Below are 311 nucleotides of genomic sequence, written 5' to 3' on the forward strand. Positions count from 1 at the left end.
TCCACCGTGTACGCTTAGTCGCTTAACCTCACAACCCGAAGGTGTCTTCTTATCAGACGACACGAAACGTCATGGCTGTGCGTGGTGAACTTCTTCGTTGGGCAGGGTTCGCAATGCTCACGTACTTATGTACGCTGCGCTTGCTGCACGCTGTCCGCCTTGAATTTCACACTGCTCGCTCATGCCACTCGCTTGTGTGTTTGAAAAACACGTTCAAGTTGAGATTTTTTGAGAGACTCTCACATTGTTTAAGCAAAACAATGTGCGTTGTTTTCAATTTTCAGCTTGTTCCAGATTGTTAAAGAGCATAA

It is taken from the genome of Providencia rustigianii DSM 4541, from assembly GCF_000156395.1.
Lineage (GTDB): Bacteria > Pseudomonadota > Gammaproteobacteria > Enterobacterales > Enterobacteriaceae > Providencia > Providencia rustigianii.